The sequence below is a fragment of the Holdemanella sp. DFI.5.55 genome, from assembly GCF_020593575.1.
GTDB classification, from domain to species: Bacteria; Bacillota_I; Bacilli_A; order Erysipelotrichales; family Erysipelotrichaceae; genus Holdemanella; species Holdemanella hominis.
Genome location: NZ_JAJDMK010000393.1, coordinates 1 through 232, shown reverse-complemented (window position 1 = coordinate 232; position 232 = coordinate 1). Strand labels below are relative to the sequence as shown.

Here is a 232-nt window from a genome sequence, read left to right as displayed (position 1 = left end):
ACTTGGGCAAGTTCTTTTTTGGATGCTTTCTCAAGGCTGCCAATTTTTTTGAGGCGTCGAGTTGAATCTTTAAGGATAAGTTCTCTTTTTGGAGAAGCTGATTCTGTTTCTTTAAACGTTGAATCTCTTTCTCGTGATTTGAGCTCATGTTTTGATTTCCTTCCTGGTCGTAGTTTTAAGAGGGCCGGTGCTCCATGTTCGTTGTACTGACGCTCCCATTGATAGACAGAGC

At 41.8% G+C, this 232-nt stretch carries 1 protein-coding gene; it reads right to left on the bottom strand.

Going from position 1 to position 232, the window contains the following annotated elements:
* Positions 1-232: hypothetical protein (locus LJE08_RS14565; protein ID WP_227403658.1), on the bottom strand; the 232-nt coding region annotated here is incomplete at both ends.